We start from the raw sequence: 17,007 nt of genomic DNA on the forward strand, positions 1-17,007 counted from the left end.
GATAGCTAGCCTAGGTAGGATGCTATGACTGCAGGATCGTCCCTTATCTCTGCTGCTGGCCCGGACAATGCAACGCGCCCCTGCTCAACGACATAAGCATGTTGTGCATACTCAAGCGCAAGCATGGCGTTCTGTTCAACGATCAACACACCAATCCCGTTTTCGCGCGAATAGTCGCTGATGGCCGAGATGAGCTGCTCTTCGACCATGGGGGCGAGTCCAATGGACGGCTCATCAAGCAGAAGCATTTTCGGCTGCGCCATCAGCGCGCGGCCGAAAGCCAGCATCTGCTGTTCACCGCCGCTCATTCTACCGGCTTGTTGTTTTTGACGGTTGGCGAGCACAGGAGAGAGTTCAAATATCCGCTCCAGCGTCTTGCGCCGCATTGCGGGATCAGGCCGAACGGTCGCGCCAAGCAACAGATTCTCCAAGACTGACAGTTTCGGAAAAAGCTCGCGTCCCTCGGGCACAAGCGAGATGCCTTTTCGCACGATTTCATCCGGGGCGAGCCCATTGAGCCTAGCACCGTCCAACCGGATCTCGCCGGAAGCGAGTTTGACGAGACCACAGATAGCATTCATCAGGGTCGTCTTTCCCGCGCCGTTGCTGCCGACAACTGCAGTCACTTCCCCAGTGCGGGCCGTGAAGCTCATCCCATTGAGCGCGCGGACGCCACCATATTCGAGCACGAGATCTTTCGCCTCAAGCATCACTATTCCTCTTCTGACCAAGATACGCCTTGATCACTTTAGGATGACGTCCGATTTCGTCAGGCGTTCCTTCAGCAATGACGCGGCCAAAATTCAAAACGGTGATCCTGTCACAGAGACGCATCACCGATTTCATGTCGTGCTCGACGAGCAAAATCGAGATTCCATCTGCCCGAAGCTGTTCCACCCGTGTCGAGACTTCGGCTTTTTCGGTTGCATGCAGCCCTGCCAACGGTTCGTCCAGGAGCAGTATTCGAGGGCGGGTCGCCAGCGCGGTTGCGATGCTTAGGACGCGCCTCATGCCGCCTGGAAGGTTACCGGCAGGTTCTTTGGCGCGTGAAGCAAGCCCCATCCGCTCAAGTGCCTCGAACGCAGCAATATTGATCTTCGCGGTCTCTCCGGTCGGTATCCATCTCTTGGGGTTCCACGCCGATCCATGTGCAGCTCGGACGCCGAGCGCCACGGCTTCCAGCAGGGTCCCCGAAGTGTAGATCCTCGTAAGCTGAAATGTTCGAACCAGGCCCAGTCTGGCAACACGATGCGAGGCGAATCCTTCGACGCGGACACCATCCAGGCTGACGTCACCAGCAGAAGGTTTCAGGCTTCCGCTTATCAAGTTCATCGTCGTCGATTTGCCCGAACCATTCGGCCCGATAAGGCCGCGGATCTCCCCCCGTCCGACCTTGAGCGACACTCCATCTACCGCTTTCAAGCTGCCGAAGATCTTGCTTATATTGTTGACCTCAAGCATTCTTAGTCCTCCAGGCCATGAGGCGGCCACGCGCCCATTGTCCGAAGAGTATTGCGATGATGACAAACACCCCCCAGATCATCGGAACGAACTCAGGGACAAATCTGAAAGTTTCTTCGATCAGCGTAAGAAACAACAGTCCGAGAATTGGACCGGAAAAACGGGACGTGCCTCCGATCACGCAGGCCGCGACGACCTTGAACATCAGCATGGCATTGATGTCCGACGGCGAGACAATGCCGTTGTAAGTGGCGAATAAACCTCCGGCTATTCCGGCGCCGAATGAGCCAAGTATGAACGCCAAGGCGCGCAACGCCCAGGCATCGATCCCGATTGACGACGATAGTGGCTCGTCCTCGCCGACAGCCTTGATCTTCAATCCCGTGTCGGAGGCATCCAGTGACGCGTAGAAGATGCCCAGCAAGACCAGCACAGCAGCCACCAGGCATAGGAACTCCAGCGTCGACGACGGGTTGGGCAGAATTTCGGGTCGCTCGATGAAGGCGATGCCCGATGTGCCGCCAGTGATTTCCCGGAATTGAATGAAGCATTGGCGCAGGGCCTCTCCCGCCGCAAAGGTCGACAGGAAGAAGTAATATTGTCGGGTCCGAAGCACGGGGTAGGACAGCAGCCCCGCAAATAGCGCCGCGAACAAACCCCCTGCGGCGATCGCCACGAGCACCGGCAGGTCGAATGGCGGCTTCGTAAGGATTGCGACGGAATAGCCGCCGATCCCCATGATGGCGATATGCGCGAACGACCAACCTCCCATTGTCGTGATGGTGCGATACGACAGCACCAGGATGGACGTCATGCCGAAGAGCACGAGGACACCAAGCATGTAGTTGCTGCCGAGGAGGCCGCCGACGACAAGCGCGGCGCCCAGTGCGCACACGGTCAGTAAATCGCGTCGGAACGCACTCATTATTCCTTCTCCCCGAACAGGCCCGATGGCTTAACACTCAGGACGAACAGCATGACTGCCGCGCTCGTGAGAGCGAGAAAACGACCGGCACCGAACTGAGACATGAGGGTATCGAGGATACCGAAAATGGCAGCAGCAGCGACCGCACCCCAGATGTTGCCAATACCACCAACGATGATGATGATGAACGCCTTCCATAGCGCACCCGCGCCCATGAAGGGGGAGATCTGGCTGATCGGGCCCATTGCCGCACCGCATATCCCCGCGATCGACGATCCGAGGATGAGCGTAAGTCGGCCCACCTTCTCGGTTCGTATACCTTGCAAGAGAGCGCCGCGCGGGTTTTGAGCTACCGCGCGAATGCGCCGACCTGCCTCGGACCTCATGAGGAAAAACCAGAGACCGGCTGCCAGCGCTGCGGCTGCCCCGATGACGACGAGCCTCGATGCCGGAAGAATGGCGCCGCCGAAGTTCACGACGCCTCGAACGGGCGGGGCGATCGAAAGACCAACGGGCCCAAAGATTTGAACGACAATCGTCTGAATTACATACGACAACGCAAGCGTCGATATGAAAATCGCCAATGGCTTGTCGCCGAGGGGCACGACCATTGTCCTGTGTAGCACCAGGCCGAGGAGCCCGGTCACCGCCGCCGCAACGATTGCACCGATGGCCCATGCGACAGGACCACCCACCTGGGGTGAGAGAGTCGAAATACAGAGATATGTTGCGTACGCGCCGATCATGAAGAATTCGCCATGGGCGAAATTGATGATCCGCATCACTCCGAAAACCAATGCCAGACCGAGGGCGAAGCAAAGGTAAAAAGACGTCAGCGATAAGCAATTCAGTAAGATTTGCATCGGGTCTATCACCTGAGAGAGGTCGGAGTGGCCGCGGTAAGTCCGCGGCCACCTATGCCCATAAGCCTCACTTTGCCGAGACTTGGCCGCCTTCAGACAGTGCCGGCAGCGCTGCGTCTTTGTGAGCACTCCACCAGGCAGCCACATCAACGACGGCGTCAACCTTCACACCGCCCTTGTCGTCCGTCACGTAGACCGGAAGAGGGGTCATCAGCCAGTTGTTGGCGCCGAAGAGTTCCGATCCACCCCAGCGCGAGGGTCCGAAAAGAGGCTGGTCCACAGTGTCGCTCGCGAAAAGCGCGTCCCGCACACCTGCACCGGTGGGATCGGAGGACTTCTGAATCCCGGCCTCGATCGTTGTCATCGCTGCGTAGGCGACCGACGCGAGTGCCGACCATTCCTTCTCGCCGAACTTCTTGACGTAAGTCTTGTAGAATGCCGACACGCGCGGGCTGAAGTTCGGCTCCGAAGCATCGACGACATAAGCGCTGAAGATGCGGCCAGCGACTTCTGAAGCCGGAACACGTTCCGTTACCAGGCCCATGGTCCAGCCTTCGCTGCCGTAGAGCCCTTTGTAGCCCAACTGCTCCATCGACTCGATGAACAGGGCTTGCTGTCCAGGTGTGAAGCCCAGTTCGACGACAAGGTCGGGATTGGATGCCATCACCGGTGTGGCCAGACCGAGCATGTCCGACGTCGATGCCGGATCATAGGGCTGCGAGTAAACGATCTCGACGCGATTCAGGTAGGGAGCGAGGCCTGCCTTGTAATAGGCGATCGCCGCCTGGCCGAAGGAGTGGTCGGCCGTCACGATTGCGACACGCTTGATTTCGGGCCGGGTCTCCAGAAGATGGCTGACAAGAAACATGTACGACGCCGGCGAGCCGGTGACCGAACCGATGAGGAACGGATACTTGGCGCTGAGATAGCCAGCACCATAGCTTGTTGTTAGGACCTTATTTTCTGTGGTGATCTCGGCGACGGCCTGGCGTGAAGCAGGGGTGAAAGTCTGGAGAATGAAGCTCACCTTGTCGTCGAGAATCGCACGGCGGAACGCGTTCAGCTCATCACCGGCGGTATAGCAATTGTTGTCGTAGCCGGTTACCTCGATCTTATGCTTCTTCCCGGTTGCGTCAGCGATACCGCCGTTCGCGTTGAATTCTTCGGCCCAGATCTGGACACCGCGAGTGATCGGAACGCCCCATTGAGCGCACTCGCCTGCCTGTGGCTGGACCACTCCCACCTTGATCGTATCTTCGGCGGCCGCCGACGTTCCTAGAGCACCGGCAAATGCGCCGGCGATCAGCAGTCTTGTAAGCACGTTCATGTCACTTCTCCCTTTGTTGAAGTTCCCCGATTTTTTTATCTGAGTATCTCGGTGTTCCCGCAGACACCCAATGACTGCCCCGAGATCGATCTGCCCGCGTCGGACGCGACGAAAACCGCCAGATCCGCAATTTCCTCAGGTTCGATCATTCGACCCAGTGATATCGTCGCCACTTCCTCGGCCTCGATTTCGGCGAGCGGGCGTCCGGTAAGTTCTGCCCGGGCGGACATCACTCGCTCCATGCGTGGCCCACGGACTGAGCCGGGAAGGATTGCGTTCACGCGGATGCCGAACTGGCCGACCTCCATCGCGAGCGATTGGGTAAGGCCGATCACGGCCCACTTGGCTGCCGCGTAAGGCGTCCGCATCGGCATGCCCAGTCGTCCTGCCGCCGAGGACATGTTGAGGATGACCCCCGACCGCTGTGTCTTCATCCCGGCCATCACACCGCGAATGAACAAGAATTGGGCGGTGAGATTGACATCGACCGTTCGCGCCCAGTCCTCGGGCGAGACGTCCTCGATCGCAGCCGTCGGACCGGCGATGCCGGCATTGTTGAAGAGGATGTCCACTCCGCCACCCAATCCCGCGAGCATCGACTGGAGAGCGGGCGGAACACTGGCGGGGTCAGCCACATCGCATATGACCGCAGTGGCTTCGGGATATTCCGAGGAGAACGAGCTAACCGAAGCGGGATCAATGTCACAGACTGCGACCCGCGCACCGGCTTCAATCATTTTCTTGGCGACGACCCTGCCAATCCCGCTGGCACCGGCAGTGATGATCGCGCGCTTGCCAGAGAGAGGGCTCATGCTGCTGCTCCCAATCCAAGGTGATCGCGGGTCGCGGCGGATGACATAATCCGCACACCCATGCGTTCGACGATTTCGCGCGCACGCTGCACAAGCGCGACATTCGTCGCCGGAACACCCCGGTCGAGCCAGATATTGTCTTCGAGACCGACACGCACGTTCCCACCAAGCAGAACGGCCTGGGCGACCATCGGCATCTGCATGCGGCCAACGCCGAAGGCGGACCAGACAACGTCGGCGCTGCGGGCTGCATCCGCCATGGCCTTCATTGCCGTCGTGGTGGCCGGAGCGCCCCAATTCACGCCGAGGCAAAATTGGATCATGGCAGGCCCGGCGAACGCGCCTTCGCCGATGAGCTTCATGACGAAGTCAAGGTGGCCGGTGTCGAATACCTCGAGCTCCGGTTTTACACCGTAACCCCGGATCAAAGCCGCCCCTTCGCGAATTTGCTCGGGCGTGGAAATGTAGACCAGATTGCCTTCCCCGACATTGTATGAGCCGCAGTCGAGCGTGCAGATGTCGGGCCGCAGCGCTTCGACGTGGAGGAGCCGGGTTTTCTGGTTGACGAGATCTGTGCCCGCGACGGCCTTGGTCGGATTTTCGGCGTCGAGAACGAGATCGCCGCCCATGCCCGCCGTCATGTTGACGATGATGTCCTTGTTGTGGTCACGAACGCGGTCAAGCACTTCTGCATAGAGTTTGACATCGCGACTTCCCTCCGTCGTCTCCGGATCGCGAACATGGACATGCGCGATCGCGGCACCGGCTTCGGCGACGGCCAGGACGTCGGCCGCGATCTGCTCTGGAGTCACGGGGACATGCGGGTTCTTCTTGGGGGCCGCACCGGCGCCGGTAACGGCACAGGTGATAAAGATTTCGTTGTTCATGCCTGTTGTCTCAGCTTGGAGGTTTCGTCTGAAAGAATTTCAAGAGTTTTGGGGTCGATCGCCACGCCGTAGTCCCGGCGTGCGGCATCCGCCGAAATGTAGCCGTCGATCACGTCTTCGCGCACACGCTCGGGATCGCGGGAGCGCGCAACACCCCAGCCGCCGCCACCCGTAGACAAGAACTCGAATGCCTCGTTCGGCCCAAACTTGTGGGATGACAGAAGCGGAGAGCGCCAGGTGCCATCGGGCCTTGGACCACCAATTATCTCGCGGCGCCCATCGCCATATTCCTGCAGCAGCATCTGTACGGGGCTCCTGCCGCCGCCGTTTACGCCTGGGCTTCCCTCGATTGTTCTGGATGTCTCGATCGAAAGCTCGCCGCCATTGAGAAAGCGGAACTTGAACCGCGCGCCCAGACCGCCCCGGTTCTCGCCCGGGCCGCCGGAATCCTGGCGAAGGTCGAAGGCTTCGACGACGACTGGGTAGAGCAACTCGGCCGCTTCCGCTGGCATGTTGGTGCAGTTGCCCAACGGATCCAGAGTCACATTCAGCCCGTCATTGTACGGCGTTCCGCCCCAGCCGCCCGCCGGGATGTCCGAGAAGACATCGATGCGCCCACCGGGACCGCGAACCGCGGCAACGAACCAGTTTGCATCAGCGCATGTAGGAGCGATCGCAAGATCGGGAATGGCCTTTGCCACCGCCTGCCAGATCGCGCTCTGCACTTTGCCGGAGGTTACCGTGGTGCAGCCGACGACGGGAGCGGGCCAGCGCGCATTCAGCCAGCAGTCATCCGGAAGGCTCAATGTGATTGGCGCAAACATGCCGGCATTCGGCGGAGCGTCAGGCGCCAGGAAGAACTGCAAAGCAGTGTACACGGCGGCGGTTGTGTTCGCGAACGGCGAATTGATCGCACCAGCAACCTGGGGATCGCTGCCCGCGAAATCCACATGCAGGTTTGAGCCCGATACGGTCAGCTTGACGCGCGCCCAGACCTTGGCATCGGTGATGCCATCGGAGTCCGCGTAGTCGGCGCCTTCGTAAACCCCATCCGGTATCTTTTCGATTTCCGCACGAACGATCCGTTCGGTGTAGCGGATCATGTCGTCCATTCCCTGGAGCAGGGTCGCACGGCCGTATTTGCGCGCAGTAGCCTGGAGTTCATCTTCAGCAGCCAACAGGGCGCCCATGTGGGCTTGCAGGTCGCCCCGGATGTAATGCGGCGTGCGCGTGTTTCGCAGCAGGATTTCGAGAAGGTCCGGATCGACCTCATAGTTGCGATAGAGCTTCAGTGGGGGAAGGCGAAGCCCTTCACCGGCGACGTGCGTTCCGAAGCCTTGGCCACCGGGGCCGCCACCACCAAGATCCATCCAGTGGCCCCGGCTTACCGCGAAGCCGATCAGCACGTCTTCATGGAAGACAGGCATGGTCAGCGTCACATCATTGATGTGGGTGCCGCCGTCATAGGGGTCATTCAGCACCACGACATCACCCGGCCGGAGCATCTCGATGCCGAACTTCCGTGCCACTGCCTGGACGCTGAAATGCATCGCCGCCAGATGAACGGGACAGTTCGCGGTCTGACCGACCAGACGCAGCGTGGGATCATAGATCGCGTTCGAAAAGTCGAGATTTTCCGAAAGGATCGGCGAGAAAGATGACTTCTGCAGAATCACCGTCATGCGGCGGCAGACATGTTCGAACGTGTTGCGAAGGACTTCGAACGTGATCGGGTCGATTGGGGTAACCATTATGACCTCTCCAAGATGCAGTTTCGGCCGGAGTCAAAGCGTGCCACCCAACCCGGTGGAATGACGATGCTGGTGTGCGGATCTTCAATCAGAGCAGGGCCGCTGACATCGACCGCGCCGGCGGCATCGTGAACCAGACTGTCGGTCCAGCCGCCAAACCAGACCTTGCGTTCGGCCTGACGTGGCGTGCCGATCGCGGAACTCGTGCTGGATTGCAGAATGCCAGCGGGTGATGGCGCTTCCGCCGTCACTGCCAGTGCGACAATCTCCACGGGGAAATCGTCGGACCGGACACCGAACTCTCTCTTGTGCGCGCTGTGGAAGGCCTCAGCCAGTCTATCGAGGTCGCATCGCTCGATAGCTTCCCGGTCCTGCACGACGTCCACTTCGAAAGTCTGGCCCGCATACCGCATGCGCATCACGAAGCTTACCTGCACGCCACCTGGACTGGCGCCCTGCCCAAGAAGGGCTTCGACGGCTGCGTCACCGAGGTTCTTCAAACGAAGGCCGATTTCATCGAGCTCTTTGGCGGCCAGCGGAGCGTAGTAGAAAACTTCTTCGTCGTGCTTGATTGCCAGTCGCAGCGCTCTCCATAAGCAGAGGCAACACCGGAATATCTTGGGACGATGACCGTCGGCGTGCCGAGTGCCTCGGCGACTGCGCAGGCGTGCAGCGGTCCTGCTCCGCCGAAGCTCGCAAGCGCGAAATCGCGTGGATCTCGGCCGCGAGAAGCAAGAACAAGCTTGACGGCTTGTGCCATAGCCTCAGTCGCGATCCGAAGCATGCCTTCGGCACATTCCTCAATGCTGAGGTTCAACTGAGACGAAAGGGTCTCTACGGCCGCGCGAGCCGCTGCGACGTCCAGTTTGAATTTACCCGAAAGGTCCGGGCTAATCCTGCCGAGCACCAGATTTGCATCCGTAATCGTCGGCCGCGTTCCACCTCGCCCATAGCAGGCAGGCCCGGGAACCGAACTTGCGGACATGGGGCCGACGCGGAGTGAGCCACCGCTGTCGATCCAGCCGATCGACCCCCCGCCGGCGCCGATTGAGCGGATGTCAAGCATCGGCACTGCGACCGGAATGTCGAACTCTATTTCATATTCGCGGGTGATGAGGCCCTGGCCATTCTCGACGATGGACGCGTCGAAACTCGTTCCGCCCATGTCGGTATGAATGATGTTCACCCAGCTCGCAGTGCGCGCTATCTCAGACGCATATCCGACGCCGCCCGCGGGCCCCGACTCCACCAGTTCCTCGACACGAAGACGAGCCTGGTTGACGGACATCATCCCGCCATTGCTCTTCAGGATCATGAGATTGCCGGTAAATCCCGCTTCACGGAGCCGGGCCTCGAGACGCTCGAAATAGTCGGCCATCACCGGTAGGATCGTGGCTCTAACCGAAGCCAGCGTGAAGCGCGTGTGCTCTCGGAACACCGGCTTGACATCCGCCGAGGGAATTGCCCGCACGCCGGGCAACGCCGCCGTGATGATTTCGGCGACCTTACGCTCGTTTGCCGGGTTCGCGTAGGAGTTGATCAAGCAGATAGCCACGGACTTGATGCCAGCCGCTGCGATGGCCTCGATAATGGGCTGAAGCTCTGCGGCATCAATTTCCTTCTCAACCTTCCCGGACGCATTGGTTCTTTCGTTGATCGTGTGGCGATGCCGACGACGGATCAGTGGCTCAGGCTTGGTTTGATAGGGCCGATAAAGATGTTCGCGGTGCATTCGGCCGATTTCGAGCACGTCGCGGAAGCCCTCCGTCGTGATCATCGCAGCATCCGGGAAGGTTCGCTCGATCAGTGCGTTGGTCGCGGTCGTAGTGCCATGGACAAGCAGCTCAATCTCGTTCGGCGCGATGCCGGCATTTGCGATGGCGTTCAAGACACCGCGCGACCTTTCCTCAGGGGTCGTCAGAACTTTACCGGTTCGCTCTTCACCGGTCGCACTGTTGACCGCGAACAGGTCCGTGAAAGTCCCTCCCACATCAATACCAACTTTCCACATTTCAGCTTCCCATTTTTTGATCGTTGATCAAAGAATTGACCATAAAATAGTTTGTGTCAAGGCCCCGGTTTCATGAGATATCTAAAATGCCGTACCTAGCCTTTTTTGATCGTTGATCAAAGGAATTATTCTCGCTATGCTCACATCCGTCTCATGCAGATCAGGAGTGAAAATGCCAGCGACCAAGTTTCCCGTGCTTCGGCCGCGGCCAAGAAACTCAGATCTGGAACATGTTTATGCAGAGCTAACTCGTTCAATCATGATGGCCGAGTTTGCACCTGGTCAGAAGCTGAAGCTCGACGACCTGGCCAGCGCATTCGGCACAAGCCACATGCCGGTTCGAGAGGCCCTCAATAGACTTGTCATGGCTCGCGCGCTGCAGGCCGAGACGAGGCGAACTCCCTTCATTCCAGAAGCGAGCGTTGAACGTCTTCGCAATCTGCTTACCCTTCGAACAGATCTTGAAGGCAAAGCGGTGGCGATGACGATCGAGCGCGGCGACAACGGACTTGCCGATCAGCTGGCCCAGATAAATGCCCGGATGGACACCGAAGCGGAGCGTGGCGCATTAGGGACGCGGGCGTATTTGCAACTAAATCACAAGTTTCATTTTTCGCTGTATGAACGATGCGGAAATCCTGAACTTGTGAACCTGATACAATTGCTTTGGATGCGTTACGGACCGTTGTTGAGCCTGCTGAAGACGACTCCAATGTCGTTCTCAGGGCATCGGCATCACGCAGAAATAATTGCCGCCGTGAGATCGGGCGACAGCGCCAAAGCTGTTCAGAACCTAGTCGCCGACCTGCAAGAAGCTGGAGACGCTATCGCGACAGCTTTGTCCACAAAAATGCAAAAAGCACGGCTATAGATCGAGCGCACTGTAACACTTTGACCGCAATCCCTGGGTTGCGCGTTGATCTTGAGAAGGACGAACGAAAATGGAAGAATTGGAAAACGACCCGCGCATTGCGAGGGCCGTGCTTGGCGGTGGGATGGTATGGATCGACGCTGGTAGCGAGCGACCCACGACCACGGCGTCGGGCGAGTCTAAGTTGGGGCTCAGGCATTCCGATGCCCCCGTCGCTCATTTGGACTCGCAAGCTTCTTTTCACGATGCCGGCCGCTGTTTCGGTTGGGCATTGCTTCTCGGGCAACTGGAGCGGGTAGTCCGAAAAGGATGCGTGGCGCGATTCCAAGTGAAGCTAGCGTCTGCGCTGCCCATGAGTAATTCAGCCTTGTCGGAGTGAATGGCCAAGCATGGGTTAGCCTGCCGATGACGATTCCCGCCAACTCGTAGGGAGGTTATCTTGATTGACGAAATCGACAGTTTTATTGGTGTCGCGCAGCTGTGGATGTGCGACGAGTTTGGTCATATGAACCGCCGATTTTACGCGGCCATGTTCGACGACGCTACATTGGTCGTCTTGCGGTTCTTAGATGTTGATGACCGCCAAGACTCCCTTGGATGGGCAGACGTCAGGACCGAGACCGATTTTCGCGCGGAGGTGACCGCAGGAACCATTCTCAAAATCCGGTCTTCGGTCACAAAGATTGGGAGAAGTTCGGTCACGATTCGGCACGTCATGACGAATTCGTCCAATGGTGAGACTGCTGCGGTGGAGAGCTGCGTATCGGTTCGGTTTAATCTCCAACGACGTGAATCGAGCGAGCTAGGTGCAGCTATTGTCACTCGCGCGGAGCTATTGTTTGCCGCGTAGCAGAGCAGGCAGCTCTTATGTCGTCATCCTGGAACAGCCCGCCGGAGCTGCTGGAGCCATTTCTGCGATATAGGAACTGGCCTGCAAAAAGGCGGTTCCGTAGCTCACATAGGCCGGATTTTTCCCGGCACGCATGGCGTCCGCCAAGGGCATCTGCTGAGAATACGTGAGAACGAGTGTTCCCGGCTTGCGATGAGCGATATCTGACTTAACCGGGTGATGCCCACATAAAAAGGCGACGCTGCTCGCCATCGTAACCTTCGCCGCTACAATGCTATGGATCAGATAAGTGTCCACAACGCCTAGAGCCCAAGTCCGCCGATGCAGACATATTTGGTTTCGAGGTAATCCTCGATGCCCTGATGTCCGCCTTCCTTGCCGAGGCCGGATTCCTTGACGCCGCCGAACGGCGCTTCCGGCGTGGTGATGAGGCCTTCATTGACGCCGACCATGCCGTATTTCAGCCCTTCCATGACGCGGAAGGCGCGGCCGAGGTCGCCGGTGTAGAAATAGGCGGCCAGGCCGAACTCGGTGTCGTTGGCAAGCGCAATGGCTTCCTCCTCGGTCTCGAACTTGAACACCGGGGCGATCGGGCCAAAAATCTCTTCCTTCATGAAGCGCATGTCAGGCTTCGCGTCGGCGATGACGGTCGGCTGGAAGAATGAGCCGCCAAGCGCGTGGCGCTTGCCGCCGGCGACGACCTTGCCGCCCTTCGACGTGGCGTCGGCGATGAATTCCTCGACCTTCTCGACCGCCTTCACGTCGATCAGCGGTCCCTGCTGCACGCCGTCCTCGAGGCCGGAACCGACCTTCAGCCCATTGCTGGCGGCGACCAGCTTCTCGACAAACTTGTCGTAGATGCCGGCCTGCACGAGGAAGCGGTTGGTGCACACGCAGGTCTGGCCGGAATTGCGGTATTTGGCGGTGATGGCACCGGCAACGGCACGGTCGAGATCGGCATCGTCGAAGACCAGGAACGGCGCGTTGCCGCCGAGTTCCATCGAGACCTTCTTGACGGTGACGGACGACTTCTGGATGAGAATCTTGCCGACCTCGGTCGAACCGGTGAAGGTGATCTTCGATATCAGCGGGTTGGCGCAGATCTCGTCGCCAATATCGCTGGCCGAGCCGGTCAGAATGTTGACGACGCCCTTGGGGAAGCCGACTTCCTCGGCAAGCGCGCCCCAGGCGAGACCCGAGTAAGGCGTCTGCGAGGCCGGCTTGACCACGGCGGTGCAGCCGGCGGCAAGTGCCGGACCGAGCTTGCGGGCAAGCATCGAGGAGGGGAAATTCCACGGCGTGATGGCGGCAATGACGCCGACCGGCTCCTTGGTCACCAGGATGCGGCGATCGCCCCACGGTGATGGCACGACATCGCCATAGGTGCGGCGGCCTTCCTCGGCAAACCACATGATATAGGCGGCGGCCGAACCGATCTCGCCCTTGGATTCGGCGAGCGACTTGCCCTGCTCGATGGTGAGCAGCTCGGCCAGCACATCCTGATTGTCCATCATCGCGTCATGCAGCTTGCGCAACAGCTTCGAGCGCTCAAGCGCGGTCGTCTTGCGCCAGGTCTTGAAGGCTTCGCTTGCGGCTTCGATGGCGCGGCGGGTTTCCGCCTTTCCCGACTTCGGCACGGTGCCGATCTTGAGGCCGGTGGCAGGATTGTTGACGTCGACCGTCTGGCCGGAATCGGCCTGCACCCATTCGCCATTAATGAGATTGGCCTGCCGCATGAAATGACTGGTTTTCTGCAGCATGGTCTAGCCTCCGCTCGGCTTATGGTGATCAGGATTCGATATGCTGCGGCTCGCGCCTTAGCGAAGCGCCCTTGTCGCACGGCAGAACGACACGGCCATACGTGCTCGTGCCCAGGCGCGATGTCTCGCCTTCGGGCCCCGGAGGTTCATGTCGACTGGCCGGTCCGCGCATGAGCCGCCGCGGTCTCATCAAGAGCTGCCCGAATGCCGTCAACCATGGCATCAATCTCGTTGGGGGTGATCACATACGGTGGGCAGATCGCTAGCACGTCGCCCATGTTGCGGATCATAACCCCGTGCTCGCGGCACCGCCGCTCGACATCCGTGCCAATCCGGAGCTCCGGCGCGAAGGCGCGACGGGCGGCGCGATCCTCGACGATCTGGATGCCCGCGATAAAGCCGCGGCCGCGGACCTCACCGACGAGCGTATGGTCGCCGAGCGCTTCGGCGAGCGCGCCATGCAAGCAGTCGCCGAGACGGCGCGCCTGGCTCACGAGATCGATCTCGCGGTAGATCCTGATCGCCTCGGCGGCGACGGCCGCTGTCACCGGATGGCCGGAATAGGTGAAACCGTGGCCGAACACGCCGACCTTGTGGGCCTCATCGGCGACGCACTGGTAAACCTTGTCGGAGATAATGACGCCGCCAATGGGCAGATGACCGGATGAAAGCCCCTTGGCGACCGACAGCATGTCCGGTTCCATGCCAAAAGTCTGGCTGCCGAACCAATTTCCGGTGCGTCCGAAGCCGCAGACCACCTCGTCGGACAGCATCAGGATGTCGTATTTGCGCAGCACCGCCTGAACCTTTGGAAAATAACCTTCCGGCGGTACCAGCACGCCGCCGGCGCCCATGATCGGCTCGGCGATCATCGCGGCAATGGTCTCGGGCCCCTCCGCCAAGATCAGGGCCTCGAGTTCCTGGGCCAGGCGCGTGGCGTAGTCATGCTCCGCCTCGCCGGGCAGACCATCGAGATAATGGAACGGCCGCGCGGCGAATATGACGGGAAGCGGCGGCAGGTTGAAGGACTTGTGCATATGCGGCAGCCCACTCAGCGCCGCGCCCATGATCGTACTGCCGTGGAAGGCGCCAAACCTGCTGATGATCTTGCGTTTCTCCGGACGCCCCCGCGCGGCCTGGTAATACCAGGCGAGCTTGACCATGGTGTCATTGGCTTCGGAACCGGAGCCGACCAGAAAGACGCGCGCGTTGTCGAACGGCGCCAACGCGGTAAGCTGTTCGACGAGTTCGACGGTGGGCTCATTCGAGCGGTGATTGAAAGTGTGGTAGACGGCGAGCTTGCGCATCTGGCGGTCAGCCGCGGCGGCCAGCCGGCTGTCGCTGAAGCCAAGCGAGGCGCACCAGAGCCCGCCCATGCCCTCGATATAGCGGTTGCCCGCGTCATCCGTGACGGTCGCGCCTTCGCCGGCGACGATCGTCAACGGACCATGATCCTCATGCAGGCGTGGATCCGTTTGGGAATGAAAGTGCCTGGCCATGTCCAGCACGCGCGATTCGTTGTTCATCAAAATTCTCCTTGCGACCAGATAGGCGGTTGCTTCGGCGAGGAATATCTTATAACTTATAAGTTGTCGAGAAAAATTGATCCCGAGAGTGACGCCCAATGGCCAACGCACCCACTCCTTCAAACAACGCCCTGCCACCCGACGTGGAGCGGATCGCCCTGTTGCGCGACAGGGCAGAGTTCGTACGGCTCGAGACGCTGCGCCTCATCCAGATCGCCAAGGTTGGGCATTATTCGTCAGTGTTTTCCTGCGCGGAAATATTCGCCACGCTGTACTACGATGCGATGCGGCTGAGGCGCGGCGAGCCGCAATGGCCGGACCGTGACCGCTTCCTTATGGGCAAGGGACACGCCGCGGTCGGCCTTTACCCGCTGCTGGTCGACTGGGGCTTCTTCTCCAAGGATGTCCTCGATGGCTACACCCGGCTCGGCAATCCGCTTGGCGATCATCCCGACATGCGCAAAGTGCCCGGCGTCGACTTCAGCTCCGGGTCGATCGGCCATGCCTTGTCCGGCGGTCTCGGCATGGTGCTCGGCGCCCGTGCCACCGACCGGCGCTTCGATGTCTATGTCCTGCTCGGTGACGGCGAGATGCAGGAGGGCCAGGTCTGGGAAGCGGCGCTATCCGCCGCCCATCACAAGGCCGGCAATCTGATCGCCATCGTCGACCGGAACGGATACCAGCTCGACGGTCAGGTCGACGACATCATCGGCATCGAACCGTTGGCCGACAAATGGGCGGCGTTCGGCTGGCGGGTGCACGAGGTCGATGGGCACGACGTCGTCGCGCTCGCGTCGCTGCTGCGACAGTTGAAGGCCGAGGCAGATCGCACCCGGCCCGTCTGCATCATTGCCAAGACCTCCAAAGGCAAGGGCGTTGGTTACATGGAAACCGAACCCGGCTGGCATCTGGGCTATCTCGCACCATCGGACGAGGCCTTGGCCGCCGAAGAGATCAAGCGGGGAGGCAAAACACAATGAATGGCCCGATCGATACCAACTCCTGGCAGTACCGCCAGATCAACGCGCGCGCGCCTGGCCTGAGTTATCTGGCCAATGCGCTCATCGATCTGGCCGAAGAGGGTTATCCGGTCGTGGCCGGTACGGCAGACCTGCAATATTCCAACGGGCTGGTGCGGTTCGCGCAGCGCTTTCCCGAACGCTTCACGCAATTTGGCATTTCCGAACAGAATATGGTTTCGGCTGCTGCCGGCATGGCCAGCACCGGCGCCATGCCGTTCGTCGCCACATTCGCTTCTTTCCTGGCGCTGCTGTGCTGCGAACAGATCAGAACCGACGTCGCCTATTCGGCTCTGCCGGTGCGGCTGATCGGTCATCATGCCGGTATTTCACTCGGCTTTTACGGCACCTCCCACCATGCGACGGAAGATCTTGCCATCATGCGAAGCATTGCCGACCTCACCGTCGTCGCGCCGGCCGACGGCCCGCAACTGGCGGCCGCCGTCAAGGCGTCTGTCAATCATTCGCAGCCGATCTACTTCCGCATTGGCCGCGGTCAGGAACCACTGGTCTATGACGACGGCGTCGACTTCCAATTCGGCAAGGCGATCGTTCACGGCGAAGGATCGGACCTGACCATCATCGCCTGTGGCTCGATGGTCCATCCCTCGCGGGAGGCTTACCGCGCGCTACGCGCGGCGGGCAAATCCGTCGGGCTGATCGACATGCATACGATCAAGCCGCTGGATACCAAGGCTGTGCTCGCGGCCGCGGCTCACTCCCGCTTCGTTCTGACGATCGAGGAACACAACATCCTCGGCGGTCTGGGCGGCGCGGTGGCGGAAATCCTGGCGGAGGCGGGCAGTCCGGCACGGTTGATACGCCATGGCATCCGCGACGAATACAGCCTGATTGCGCCGCCAACACATCTCTACAAGCACTACCGGCTGGACGCGGCGGGGATCGAGGCCACCGTCCGCGAAGCTCTCGGCTGAGCGGCGGAC

General features: G+C 60.1%; 17 protein-coding genes. 4 read left to right on the forward strand and 13 right to left on the reverse strand.

Features of this window, described 5'->3' with window-relative positions; all coding sequences use genetic code 11:
- Positions 1 to 5: 5 nt before the first annotated feature.
- The 10 genes from NKH17_RS18925 to NKH17_RS18970 form a co-directional block, all read right to left on the reverse strand.
- Positions 6 to 710 carry an ABC transporter ATP-binding protein gene (locus tag NKH17_RS18925; protein WP_352971883.1) on the reverse strand — a complete coding sequence of 235 codons (705 nt, stop codon included), beginning with the start codon at positions 708 to 710 and terminating at the stop codon, positions 6 to 8.
- Complete coding sequence (locus NKH17_RS18930) at positions 703 to 1,461, reverse strand: ABC transporter ATP-binding protein (protein ID WP_352971885.1); 759 nt, start codon at positions 1,459 to 1,461, stop codon at positions 703 to 705. The genes NKH17_RS18925 and NKH17_RS18930 overlap by 8 nt, the downstream gene beginning before the upstream one ends.
- Positions 1,454 to 2,386: a branched-chain amino acid ABC transporter permease gene (locus NKH17_RS18935; RefSeq protein WP_352971888.1), complete on the reverse strand. Its 933-nt coding sequence runs from the start codon at positions 2,384 to 2,386 to the stop codon at positions 1,454 to 1,456. The genes NKH17_RS18930 and NKH17_RS18935 overlap by 8 nt, the downstream gene beginning before the upstream one ends.
- Positions 2,386 to 3,249 carry a branched-chain amino acid ABC transporter permease gene (locus NKH17_RS18940; RefSeq protein ID WP_352971891.1) on the reverse strand — a complete coding sequence of 288 codons (864 nt, stop codon included), beginning with the start codon at positions 3,247 to 3,249 and terminating at the stop codon, positions 2,386 to 2,388. The genes NKH17_RS18935 and NKH17_RS18940 overlap by 1 nt, the downstream gene beginning before the upstream one ends.
- A gap of 67 nt (positions 3,250 to 3,316) precedes the next feature.
- Positions 3,317 to 4,576: an ABC transporter substrate-binding protein gene (locus tag NKH17_RS18945; protein ID WP_352971894.1), complete on the reverse strand. Its 1,260-nt coding sequence runs from the start codon at positions 4,574 to 4,576 to the stop codon at positions 3,317 to 3,319.
- A 35-nt stretch (positions 4,577 to 4,611) separates the two neighbouring features.
- Entirely contained in the window at positions 4,612 to 5,388 is a 777-nt protein-coding gene (locus tag NKH17_RS18950) for an SDR family oxidoreductase (protein WP_352971896.1), read from the reverse strand.
- Positions 5,385 to 6,275: a beta-keto acid cleavage family enzyme gene (locus tag NKH17_RS18955; RefSeq protein ID WP_352971899.1), complete on the reverse strand. Its 891-nt coding sequence runs from the start codon at positions 6,273 to 6,275 to the stop codon at positions 5,385 to 5,387. The genes NKH17_RS18950 and NKH17_RS18955 overlap by 4 nt, the downstream gene beginning before the upstream one ends.
- Positions 6,272 to 8,026 (reverse strand): hydantoinase B/oxoprolinase family protein, encoded by a 1,755-nt coding sequence (locus NKH17_RS18960; protein ID WP_352971902.1) that lies wholly within the window; start codon positions 8,024 to 8,026, stop codon positions 6,272 to 6,274. The genes NKH17_RS18955 and NKH17_RS18960 overlap by 4 nt, the downstream gene beginning before the upstream one ends.
- The gene (locus NKH17_RS18965; RefSeq protein WP_352971905.1) at positions 8,026 to 8,526 is read right to left on the reverse strand and encodes a hydantoinase/oxoprolinase family protein; all 501 of its coding nucleotides are present in this window, start codon (positions 8,524 to 8,526) and stop codon (positions 8,026 to 8,028) included. The genes NKH17_RS18960 and NKH17_RS18965 overlap by 1 nt, the downstream gene beginning before the upstream one ends.
- Positions 8,523 to 10,037, reverse strand: coding sequence for a hydantoinase/oxoprolinase family protein (locus NKH17_RS18970; RefSeq protein ID WP_352971908.1), 1,515 nt, complete (start codon positions 10,035 to 10,037; stop codon positions 8,523 to 8,525). Before NKH17_RS18970 ends, NKH17_RS18965 begins: the two co-directional genes overlap by 4 nt.
- A gap of 172 nt (positions 10,038 to 10,209) precedes the next feature.
- Here NKH17_RS18970 and NKH17_RS18975 point away from each other — a divergent pair, with 172 nt between their 5' ends.
- Together NKH17_RS18975 and NKH17_RS18980 are read left to right on the forward strand one after the other, a co-directional pair.
- A complete protein-coding gene (locus NKH17_RS18975; RefSeq protein ID WP_352971911.1) occupies positions 10,210 to 10,908 on the forward strand; it encodes a GntR family transcriptional regulator in 699 nt (232 codons plus the stop codon).
- Positions 10,909 to 11,347: 439 nt separating this feature from the next.
- Positions 11,348 to 11,758, forward strand: a complete 411-nt coding sequence (locus tag NKH17_RS18980; protein ID WP_352971914.1) for an acyl-CoA thioesterase — start codon at positions 11,348 to 11,350, stop codon at positions 11,756 to 11,758.
- Positions 11,759 to 11,773: 15 nt separating this feature from the next.
- On the opposite strand, the gene NKH17_RS18985 is transcribed toward NKH17_RS18980, so the two are convergent.
- The 3 genes from NKH17_RS18985 to NKH17_RS18995 all read right to left on the reverse strand — a co-directional run bounded on the left by NKH17_RS18985 (position 11,774) and on the right by NKH17_RS18995 (position 15,044).
- Positions 11,774 to 12,010 carry a hypothetical protein gene (locus NKH17_RS18985; protein ID WP_352971917.1) on the reverse strand — a complete coding sequence of 79 codons (237 nt, stop codon included), beginning with the start codon at positions 12,008 to 12,010 and terminating at the stop codon, positions 11,774 to 11,776.
- A gap of 50 nt (positions 12,011 to 12,060) precedes the next feature.
- Positions 12,061 to 13,518: an NAD-dependent succinate-semialdehyde dehydrogenase gene (locus NKH17_RS18990; RefSeq protein ID WP_352971920.1), complete on the reverse strand. Its 1,458-nt coding sequence runs from the start codon at positions 13,516 to 13,518 to the stop codon at positions 12,061 to 12,063.
- 146 nt (positions 13,519 to 13,664) lie between these two features.
- Entirely contained in the window at positions 13,665 to 15,044 is a 1,380-nt protein-coding gene (locus tag NKH17_RS18995) for an aminotransferase (RefSeq protein WP_352971923.1), read from the reverse strand.
- Positions 15,045 to 15,142: 98 nt separating this feature from the next.
- Here NKH17_RS18995 and NKH17_RS19000 point away from each other — a divergent pair, with 98 nt between their 5' ends.
- Positions 15,143 to 16,024 (forward strand): transketolase, encoded by an 882-nt coding sequence (locus NKH17_RS19000; protein WP_352971926.1) that lies wholly within the window; start codon positions 15,143 to 15,145, stop codon positions 16,022 to 16,024.
- Positions 16,021 to 16,998 (forward strand): transketolase family protein, encoded by a 978-nt coding sequence (locus tag NKH17_RS19005; protein WP_352971929.1) that lies wholly within the window; start codon positions 16,021 to 16,023, stop codon positions 16,996 to 16,998. Before NKH17_RS19000 ends, NKH17_RS19005 begins: the two co-directional genes overlap by 4 nt.
- Positions 16,999 to 17,007: the final 9 nt, after the last annotated feature.

The sequence above is a fragment of the Mesorhizobium sp. M1334 genome (genome assembly GCF_040317995.1).
Taxonomy (GTDB): domain Bacteria; phylum Pseudomonadota; class Alphaproteobacteria; order Rhizobiales; family Rhizobiaceae; genus Mesorhizobium.

Bases quoted from the DNA above. Each gene is read 5' to 3' on its own strand.
- NKH17_RS18925 (WP_352971883.1), bottom strand. From the start codon at position 710: ATGCTTGAGGCGAAAGATCTCGTGCTCGAATATGGTGGCGTCCGCGCG.
- NKH17_RS18930 (WP_352971885.1), bottom strand. From the start codon at position 1,461: ATGCTTGAGGTCAACAATATAAGCAAGATCTTCGGCAGCTTGAAAGCG.
- NKH17_RS18935 (WP_352971888.1), bottom strand. From the start codon at position 2,386: ATGAGTGCGTTCCGACGCGATTTACTGACCGTGTGCGCACTGGGCGCC.
- NKH17_RS18940 (WP_352971891.1), bottom strand. From the start codon at position 3,249: ATGCAAATCTTACTGAATTGCTTATCGCTGACGTCTTTTTACCTTTGC.
- NKH17_RS18945 (WP_352971894.1), bottom strand. From the start codon at position 4,576: ATGAACGTGCTTACAAGACTGCTGATCGCCGGCGCATTTGCCGGTGCT.
- NKH17_RS18950 (WP_352971896.1), bottom strand. From the start codon at position 5,388: ATGAGCCCTCTCTCTGGCAAGCGCGCGATCATCACTGCCGGTGCCAGC.
- NKH17_RS18955 (WP_352971899.1), bottom strand. From the start codon at position 6,275: ATGAACAACGAAATCTTTATCACCTGTGCCGTTACCGGCGCCGGTGCG.
- NKH17_RS18960 (WP_352971902.1), bottom strand. From the start codon at position 8,026: ATGGTTACCCCAATCGACCCGATCACGTTCGAAGTCCTTCGCAACACG.
- NKH17_RS18970 (WP_352971908.1), bottom strand. From the start codon at position 10,037: ATGTGGAAAGTTGGTATTGATGTGGGAGGGACTTTCACGGACCTGTTC.
- NKH17_RS18975 (WP_352971911.1), top strand. From the start codon at position 10,210: ATGCCAGCGACCAAGTTTCCCGTGCTTCGGCCGCGGCCAAGAAACTCA.
- NKH17_RS18985 (WP_352971917.1), bottom strand. From the start codon at position 12,010: ATGGCGAGCAGCGTCGCCTTTTTATGTGGGCATCACCCGGTTAAGTCA.
- NKH17_RS18990 (WP_352971920.1), bottom strand. From the start codon at position 13,518: ATGCTGCAGAAAACCAGTCATTTCATGCGGCAGGCCAATCTCATTAAT.
- NKH17_RS18995 (WP_352971923.1), bottom strand. From the start codon at position 15,044: ATGAACAACGAATCGCGCGTGCTGGACATGGCCAGGCACTTTCATTCC.
- NKH17_RS19000 (WP_352971926.1), top strand. From the start codon at position 15,143: ATGGCCAACGCACCCACTCCTTCAAACAACGCCCTGCCACCCGACGTG.
- NKH17_RS19005 (WP_352971929.1), top strand. From the start codon at position 16,021: ATGAATGGCCCGATCGATACCAACTCCTGGCAGTACCGCCAGATCAAC.